Consider the following 8,579-nt stretch of genomic DNA (forward strand, 5'->3'; position numbering starts at 1 on the left):
CGTCCCCGCAGGCCGCCCCCGCCGCGCACGACCCGGCGCTCGACTGGATGGGCTCCACCGTCCGCGCCCACGAGGGCGGTTCGGTGCCGCCTCCCTCCGGCCGGAGCGCGGGCCCGCTGGTCACGCAGACGCCCGGCATGGACGTCAGCCACTACCAGGGCACGGTCAACTGGGCCTCCGCGTACGCGAACGGCGCCCGGTTCGTCTACATGAAGGCCACCGAGGGCACGACGTACCGCGACCCGAACTTCTCGGCCAACTACACCGGTTCGTACAACGCCGGGTTCATCCGCGGCTCGTACCACTTCGCCACACCCAACACCTCCACCGGCGCGGCCCAGGCCGACTACTTCGTCGCACACGGCGGCGGCTGGTCGAAGGACGGCAAGACACTGCCGCCGATGCTCGACATCGAGTACGGCTCGACGTCGACGTGCTACGGGCTCAGCCAGTCCGCGATGGTCAGCTGGATCACCTCCTTCGTCAACGAGGTGCACGCCAAGACCACGCGCTGGCCCACCATCTACTCGACCACCGACTGGTGGACGACGTGCACCGGCAACACCGCGGCCTTCTCCGCCAACGACCCGCTGTTCATCGCCCGTTACGCCTCCAGCGTGGGCACACTGCCGGCCGGCTGGCCGTTCTACACGTTCTGGCAGTTCGCCGACTCGGGGACGTTCCCCGGCGACCAGGACCGGTTCAACGGCCCGCTGAGCGGACTGCAGAACCTCGCCAACAACGTCTGAGGCGCGGGCGCGTACCGCGCGACGGCGCCCGCGCGGCCGCGCGGTACGGAACCGCGCCCCCGGGAAGCGCCCGGGACACACCGACCCGGGGCAGCGAGACACACCGGCCCGAGGCAGCGGTACACACTGCCCCGGAGCCAGCGGGACGGTGGTACGGCGGGACGGGACCGGCGGCCTGCCGGTCCCGCGGCGCTCGGGAAAGGCCCACCGCGCCCGCCGTCGTTCCGGGTGGCGGGTGCCCGCGTCGTCACCGCTGCCGGGCATGCGTACGGGACCGACGCGACGTCTCCCGCCTCCCGGTTGCCTCGGGGTCCCGTCCTCCGGGCAGAGGCCCCCGGGGCCCCGGCGCGGGCCGGTGGGCGCCCGCCTCCCTGGCGGCGAGCAGCGGCCGGAGCGCACCGGTGCGGAGCCGGGCCACCAGCCGGGTCGCCGGCCGGGCGAGCAGGCGGCTGACGCCGTAGGCGACCGGCAGGGACAGCAGCGCCGAGCCGAGCACGTCGTGCGGGTAGTGCGCGCCGACGTAGACCCGGGTGAAGCCCTCGAACACCGCGAAGACCGCCGCCACCGCGCTCAGCCGGCGGTCGAGCAGCCACAGGGCCGCGACCGTCGCGAACGCGGTGGTGCTGTGACCGCTGGGGAAGGCGTAGTCGGTCCGTACGGGACAGGCCTCGATGAAGAAGTCGTGGGGCAGCGAGTAGCAGGGGCGCACCTCGGTGACCAGCTTCTTGATCACCTCCGCGACGGCGAACGTGACGGCCACCGACACCGGCACCGCCAGGGCGAGGGCCATGGGGCGGTCGCCGCGCCGGCGCGCCTTCCACCAGCCGATCACCATGAGCACCGCGAAGACGGCCAGGCCCGGGGTCGTCCACAGGTCGATCGGGTCGTTCAGCCAGGGGGTGTGCCGGGCGAACCCGGTGATGTCCGTGAACAGCGGGCCGTCGATGCCGGAGCCGTCGTAGGCGAGCATGGCCGCCGCGTGCGTGATCATGAGGCCGCTTTCTCCGTGCGTGTCGCGCGGGTGCGGCGGGTCCAACGCCCCGGTCCGCCCCGGATCGTCTACGTGACAGTAGACGATGAACGCGGAGCGTCCAAATCATGAACGGAAGACGTACGGCGGACGTTCCCGGTGCCCCGCCGGGGCGGGGTGATCATGATCACCGTCCGGGTGCGCCCGTGCTGCCTGCCCGAACCGTCCCGTGACGGCGGTCATCGGCTCACCGGCGGCGCCCCGCCGGGACGGGCGCCGTCGTGACGGTCATCGGCTCGTCGGTCACGGCGACCAGGCGCACGGAAGCGTGCGGACCCCGCGGCACCGCGAACGGCCCGCCGTGCGGCGGCCGCAGCACGTACCCGGCCGACGCGTGCGGACCGAGGGCCGCGGGCCCGGACCTGATCGGCCACCACAGGGACGCGTCCTCGTCCGTGCGGCTCGCGAAATGCGGGGTCAGCCGGGTGCCCGTGGTGTTCGTGACCCGCACGGCCAGCGAGGTGATCCCGTGCCGGGCGCCGTCGGTGAACCGCGGCGTCACCGTCATGCGCAACGGCGCCGGGCTCGCCGCGGCCACCGCAGCGCACAGCGCCGAGGGCACGACGAGAGCGGCGGCGAGCGCGGCGCGCCCCCGGCGGCCGGCCAGCCGGCGTGGGAGCCGGGGCCGCCACGCCGTGGCCAGCGCGGCGGGCGGCACGGTGGCCGCCGCCGCCAGCCACAGCGGCGTCATCAGCAGGAAGTAGCCGTCCTGCGAGCGCGTCGCCAGATAGAACGGGAGCCACGGCAGCACGGTCAGCGCGGGACCGAGCCGCCGTACGGACAGCGCGAACGCGGCCAGCAGGCCGAGCAGCAGCAGGAGGCTCGCGTACGAGTAGAACGCCAGGCGCGAACTGCCCGCGGTGAAGTAGTACGAGACGCCCATGAGCCCCTGCCCGTGCAGGAACGCGCCCTGGGTGATCGGAAGGAGCAGCCCGGTGAGCCATGCGTGCACCCCCTGGACCGCGACATACCCGTTCGCCACCAGCCAGGTCGCCGCCGCGATCCCCGCGTAGCGGGCGGTGAGGACGAGAGCGGCGCGGGCCTTCGCGCGCTCCCGCGCGCGGCTCGGCGGCCCGGGACCGCCGCGCTCGCCGCGCCGGACGGCGTAGATGCCGAGCAGCAGGAACGGGGCGAGGAACCACGCCAGTTGCTGGGCGGCGCAGGCCGCGCCGAGGCAGCAGGCGCGCAGTACCCCGTACCGCCCGAGCCTGCCGCCCGCGCCGGTCTCCTGCCAGCGCACCACGGCCGGCACCAGCAGGGCGAACGCGAGCAGGGCCGGATAGCCGGCCCGCGCGTACTGCGGCAGCAGCCCGAAGCCCAGGCACAGCGCGGTCGCGGCGGAGCGCCACGGCGCGGGCAGCAGCTTCCACAGGACGACGGTGCCGACGACCAGGGCCACGCTGGTCACCAGGGTCGCGGCGGCCGTGGAGTGCACGACGAGCCGCACGGGCGCGGTCAGCAGCGCGGTCAGCGGCGGATAGGCGTACGTGTAGTCGCCGCCGCCCGCCATCGTCTTCGTCAGGCCCACCCGCGGGGCGTCGAACAGCCAGGGCCAGGGGCTGCCGTAGACCGGCCTGCCGTGCAGGATCTCGGTGGCGGCCTGCGCGGTGAGCACGCCCTCGTCGGTGCCCGCGTTGTCGAGCAGGTAGGCGCAGGCGACCAGGACGACGGCCACGCCAAGCACCGCGGCGTCCACCCGGGCCAGGGCCCCGCGCCCCCGGACGCACAGGGCGAGGACGCCGCAGACGAGAATCGCGGCGTAGCAGACCGAGACGGCCGCGGCGACCGGCGGATGACCCAGCCGGATCGCGGCCGTCCAGGTGGCGCGGGTCCCGATGAAGAGGCTGACCGTCGCGAGGACCGTCATCCCCCGGTGCCACTGCGGGGGAGGTCCGTCAAAGGCGGCGCCGCGAAGCCGGGACGCTCGCACCGACGCGCGGGGGCGCGCGCCGGGGCCGCCCGCGCGGGCGGGGAGGGTGTCGTCCACAACGGCTCCCTTGGATGGTGCGAGCGGACCCGAAGGGCCGACCGGCGTGTCGGCGGTCCCGCTTCCGTTGCCCTTCGTGCTCGCGGCCGTCGCCGACCCTGGGCGGCCCACGGCACGCCGGGGGTGAACGACGTCGCGGTTGCCGCCATGATCGGTCGCGCGCCGCCCGGCGGCATCCCGGCAGACGCCTCGGGCGGCCTCCCCGGCGAGGCCGAGGGGGGCTCTGTCGCACGGGCGCCGGTCCGTGGGCCCGTACCGCCCCGTGAGATGCCGGTACGCCATTCGCGTCGTGCGTCGCGACGGCCGGCCCGGCTCAGGCGGTGGCCGGGCCGGCCGCCGCTTCAGGAAGCCGTGCGCGGTGCGGTGGCCGCCGGCCGTCGTGCCGGTGGCACCGTCACGCCGAGAGCCTGTCGAGCAGTTCCCTGGCGAGCGGCGCGGCGGAAGCCGGGTTCTGGCCGGTGACCAGGTTGCGGTCGGCCACCACGTTCGGGGCCCAGGGCTCGCCCTCCTGGAAGTCCGTGCCGATCTCCGCCAACCGGTCCTGGAGCAGCCACTTGGCGCGGTCGGCGAAGCCCGCCTGCGCCTCCTCGGCGTTGGTGAAGCCGGTCAGCCGGTAGCCCGCGAAGGGGTTGCGGCCGTCGTCCGTACGGGCGGCCAGCAGGGCGGCCGGGGCATGGCAGACGACACCGAGCGGCCTGCCGGACGCGAGGGCGCGCGCGAGCAGCCGCCCGGAGCCGGCGTCCACCGCCAGGTCCTCCATCGGCCCGTGGCCGCCCGGATAGAAGACCGCCGCGTACGCGTCCAGGTCGACGTCCTCCAGAGCCACCGGGTGCCGCAGCTCGCCGAACGCCTCAAGACCCGCCGCGACCCGGTCGGCGCCGCTCTGCCCGCCGTTGAACTCCGGCGCGAGGCTGCCCCGGTCGACGGTCGGCACGACGCCGCCCGGGGTCGCGACCACGACCTCGTACCCCGCTTCCTTGAACACCTCGTACGGGGCGACGGCCTCCTCCGCCCAGAACCCGGTGGGGTGCGGGGTGCCGTCGGCCAGCGTCCAGTGGTCGGCGCCTGTCACTACGAAAAGGATCTTTGCCATATTCGCTCATCTCCCGGGGACGGGGTCGTTCCGCGTGCGTGCCGGGCGGGTACCCCGACGGGCCACGCCGGCACCCGGGGCGGACGGTCCCGCCCTCGGCCTCTCGGAACCGGGGCGGGCGCCGGCACACCCGCCCGACGGTAGATCGTTCCGGTGTACGGGACCCCCGCGCCGCCTGGCGACACGCCGCACGGACCGTACGGCGCGGACCGTACGGCGGACCCGGCGGGGCCACGGCCGCCGTGCCCGGGGGCGCGCCACTCCCGCGCGCCCGGCGGGGCGGCTGCTCGTAGGGTCGTCCCTGACGGACGCGGACACGCGAAAGGGACCGACAGTGAAGTACGGCATCTCCACCTTCATCACCGACCAGGGCATCGGGCCCGTGGCCCTCGGCAGGGCGCTGGAAGAGCGCGGCTTCGACATGCTGCTGATCGCCGAGCACTCGCACATCCCGGCGGAGCGGCGTACGCCCTACCCCGGTGGAGGCGATCTGCCGGCGAAGTACTACCGGACGCTCGACCCGTTCGTCGCCCTCACCGCGGTCGCCGTGGCGACCGAGCGCCTCCTGGTCGGCACCGGTATCGCCCTGCTGGTCCAGCGGGACCCGATCCACACGGCGAAGGAGGTGGCCTCCCTCGACGTGGTGTCCGGCGGGCGCGCCGTCTTCGGTGTGGGTGTGGGCTGGAACCGCGAGGAGATGGAGAACCACGGCACCGACCCCGCCACGCGCGGGCGGCTGGTCAACGAGCGGCTGGCCGTCATGCGGTCCCTGTGGACCGAGGAGACCACGGAGTTCCACGGGGAGTTCATCGACCTCGATCCCGTGTACTGCTGGCCGAAGCCGGTCCGCGCGCCGCACCCGCCGGTGTATGTGGGCGGCGGCGAGCGGGCGTTCGACCGCGTGGTCGCGTTCGGCGACGCGTGGCTCGCCAACGGCGTGCCGCCCGAGCAGCTCGCCCCGCAGATGCGGCGGCTGAACGAGCTGGCGGGCCGCGAGGTGCCGGTCACCGTCTTCGGCGCGACGCACAAGCCGGACGATGTGGCCGGATACGCGGAACTCGGCGTGGAACGCGTGCTGTTCGACCTTCCCACCGAGACGGAGGCGAACACCCTGCGCGTCCTCGACAGCATGGCCGCCGTGGTCGCCCGGGGCCGCTGACCCCGGCCGGGCGCGTCCCGGAGTCCCCCGGGGCGCGGCGGCGCGGGCCGTCCGCACGAACGGTTCGTCAGTCGTCGGGATGCTGGAGGTGCGTCGTCGTGGAGCGCCACAGCCGGACCGCGGGCGACGGCGCGTGCGCGGCGCGGTGCTTGCCCCGCCCGGTCCCCCCGCGCTGCTCGGGCACCGTGCCCGTCGGCACGAGGCCGGTGTGGTGCGCGAGGAAGGTCAGGATGTCGGCCTCCGCGGCCGACGACATCGAACCGTGCGCCGCGTGGTGGTCGCGGCGCATCAGGACCGGCGGTCCCGTGGTCGCGTGCTGCAGCGCGGCGCACATCTTGCGTACGTGCTCCGCCCCGGTGTGCGCGTCGCCCGCGGCCCCGCACAGCAGCGTGGCCGGGTAGCGGACGCCGGGCGTGACGCGGTGGTACGGGGAGAGTTCGAGGAGCGCGGCGGTGCGGCGGGGCCCGGCGGGCGTGCCGTACTCCTGGACCCAGGTCGCGCCGAGGCCGAAGCGGTCGTAGCGGAGCATGTCGGTCAACGGGCCATTGACCGAGACGGCCGCATACAGGTCGGGGCGGCGGGTGAGGGCGGCGGTGACCAGCAGGCCGCCGTTCGAACCGCCGAACGCGGCGAGCCTGGTCCGGTCCGTCCAGCCCTCCCTGATCAGCCACTCCGCGGCGTCGTTGAGGTCGTCGGCCGCGCGTGCCCGGCCGAACGGGCCGCTGCCCGCGTCGTGCCAGGCCCGGCCGCCCTCTCCGCCGCCGCGTACACAGGCCACCGCGAACACCCCGCCCGCCGTGGCCCACGCGTACGCCATCGGGCGGTAGCTCGGTCTCATCAGTACGCCGAATCCGCCGTAGCCCGTGATCATCAGCGGGCGCGGGCCGTCGTCCGCGTCACCCCTGCTCAGCAGGAAGAGGGTGACGGGGACGCTGTCGCTCGCCCAGTAGGTGAACTGCCGGGTCGTCAGCCCCGTCCGTACGGACGACGCGACCGTATGGACGGGTGACGGCGCGTACGCCGTGTCGGCGGGGAGGTCGGCGGGCACCACGGGGGACGGGGTGTCCGGCCACTCCTGCCACGGGAAGACCGTGCCGGTCGTGGCGTCGTAGCAGTACACGCGGGGCGGCGTGCCGAAGTCGGAGTAGGTGAACCAGGCGCGCGGGCCGCCGGTCGGGTCGGCGCGCAGCGCGGTGACGGTTCCGGTGCCGGGCAGCGGGACCTCGGCCATCTCCTGGCCGTCCGTCGCGTTGTGCACGGTCAGCCGGCTCACCGCGGCCGTCGTGCGCAGCACCAGGAGCACGGGAGCGGCCAGCGAGGAGTGGTGCAGCATCGCGCTGTCCCCGAGCACGGCCCGCGGGTGCTCGGGCACCAGCTCCCGCCACTGCCCCGCACCGTGCCGGGGGATCAGCGGCCCGGTGGTGGCCAGGATGCGCCCGCGCGGGGCCTGGTGGTTGGTGTGCATCCGCGCCGTGCCGTCCGGATGCAGGCGGACGGAGGCCAGTGAGCCCTGCGTCGTGCCGCTCACGATCCTGTGCCAGCTCGGTCTCGCCGGGTCCTCGGCGCTGACCGAGGCGAGCCACAGGTCATTGCCCGACGCGGCGCCCGTCACGACGGAGACGACCAGGCGCGTGCCGTCGGGCGCGATGGTCAGGCCGAAGTGGGTGGCCCGGCCGACCGTGTCGCCGAACACCTCCTCGTCCTCGGCCGCGGGGCGCCCGATCCGGTGCAGCCTGACCCGCAGGGGGTCGTCCGCGGCCTCGGAGCCGGACACGTAGTAGAACGCGCCGGCGCCCGGCAGCCAGGCGACGGGGGAGTGGCGCAGCCCGGGGATCGGCTCACCGAGGGGGCCCGTGCCGTCCGCCGCGTACACCAGCAGGACGGTCGTGTGCCCGCCGTCGGGCGCGAACTGGCAGGCCACCCGGTCGCCCTCCCACGACGGCCGCCACAGGGCGAGCCGGGTACGGCCCCCGAGATCCGCGGTGGGGTCCGCCACCAGGTACTCGCGGGGCTGGTCCCACGCGTCCGGTTCCGCGGCGAACAGCTGGGCCTGCTCCTGCCCGGGCAGCAGGCGCTCGGTGAAGGACCGCCGCCCGCGGCTGACCGGCGCGGACACCCTGAGGGGCGCTGTCGCGTCGGCGAGCGCGCGGTTCCACGCCTCGCGGTCCGTCCAGGTCGCGCGGTGCGCGCCGAACAGGGCGTCCTGCCGGGCGGCCCAGGTCCGCGTGCGGGAGCTGTCGGGCTCTTCGAGCCAGCGGTACGGATCGGGGACCTGGCTGCCGTGGATGTCCTCCACGAGCAGCTGGCGGTAGGCGTCGGGGGGACGGAACGCGTCGTCGGAGCGGGATGCGCACATCGGTGGCGGCCTTGGCCTCTCGGTCGGAGAAATGCTCTCGGTCGAAGAAAGGAGGGAGCCGGCGGGGGACGCGGCGTACGCCCGGGGGGCCCGGGCCCCCCGCGCCCCCCCCCCCCCCCCCCCCGGGGCCCGGCCCCCCCCGGGGGGGCCCGCCCCAAAGTGGTGGGGCCCCCGGTGGACGCGGCGCGGACACCCCGGCCCGAGG

6 protein-coding genes are annotated in these 8,579 nt (G+C 75.2%); 2 read left to right on the forward strand and 4 right to left on the reverse strand.

Annotation, left to right across the window (positions count from 1 at the left end; translation table 11 throughout):
* On the forward strand, positions 1-749 hold a 749-nt coding region (locus LCE31_RS30100), incomplete at its 5' end, for a lysozyme (protein ID WP_225019910.1).
* A gap of 247 nt (positions 750-996) precedes the next feature.
* Here the strand turns inward: LCE31_RS30100 and LCE31_RS30105 are convergent.
* The 3 genes from LCE31_RS30105 to LCE31_RS30115 all read right to left on the reverse strand — a co-directional run bounded on the left by LCE31_RS30105 (position 997) and on the right by LCE31_RS30115 (position 4,859).
* On the reverse strand, positions 997-1,740 hold the full coding sequence (locus LCE31_RS30105) for a phosphatase PAP2 family protein (RefSeq protein ID WP_225019912.1): 744 nt from the start codon (positions 1,738-1,740) through the stop codon (positions 997-999).
* A gap of 226 nt (positions 1,741-1,966) precedes the next feature.
* Positions 1,967-3,646: a hypothetical protein gene (locus tag LCE31_RS30110; RefSeq protein ID WP_225019914.1), complete on the reverse strand. Its 1,680-nt coding sequence runs from the start codon at positions 3,644-3,646 to the stop codon at positions 1,967-1,969.
* Positions 3,647-4,160: 514 nt separating this feature from the next.
* Complete coding sequence (locus LCE31_RS30115) at positions 4,161-4,859, reverse strand: type 1 glutamine amidotransferase domain-containing protein (protein ID WP_225019916.1); 699 nt, start codon at positions 4,857-4,859, stop codon at positions 4,161-4,163.
* Positions 4,860-5,193: 334 nt separating this feature from the next.
* Between LCE31_RS30115 and LCE31_RS30120 the strand changes: the two genes are divergently transcribed.
* The gene (locus tag LCE31_RS30120; protein WP_225019918.1) at positions 5,194-6,018 is read left to right on the forward strand and encodes an LLM class F420-dependent oxidoreductase; all 825 of its coding nucleotides are present in this window, start codon (positions 5,194-5,196) and stop codon (positions 6,016-6,018) included.
* A gap of 67 nt (positions 6,019-6,085) precedes the next feature.
* Here LCE31_RS30120 and LCE31_RS30125 read toward each other — a convergent pair whose 3' ends face one another.
* Positions 6,086-8,374, reverse strand: coding sequence for a prolyl oligopeptidase family serine peptidase (locus tag LCE31_RS30125; RefSeq protein ID WP_225019920.1), 2,289 nt, complete (start codon positions 8,372-8,374; stop codon positions 6,086-6,088).
* Positions 8,375-8,579: the final 205 nt, after the last annotated feature.

This window comes from Streptomyces sp. 8L (genome assembly GCF_020176795.1).
Classification (GTDB): Bacteria; Actinomycetota; Actinomycetes; order Streptomycetales; family Streptomycetaceae; genus Streptomyces.

Bases quoted from the DNA above. Each gene is read 5' to 3' on its own strand.
- LCE31_RS30110 (WP_225019914.1), bottom strand. From the start codon at position 3,646: ATGACGGTCCTCGCGACGGTCAGCCTCTTCATCGGGACCCGCGCCACC.
- LCE31_RS30125 (WP_225019920.1), bottom strand. From the start codon at position 8,374: ATGTGCGCATCCCGCTCCGACGACGCGTTCCGTCCCCCCGACGCCTAC.
- LCE31_RS30105 (WP_225019912.1), bottom strand. From the start codon at position 1,740: ATGATCACGCACGCGGCGGCCATGCTCGCCTACGACGGCTCCGGCATC.
- LCE31_RS30115 (WP_225019916.1), bottom strand. From the start codon at position 4,859: ATGGCAAAGATCCTTTTCGTAGTGACAGGCGCCGACCACTGGACGCTG.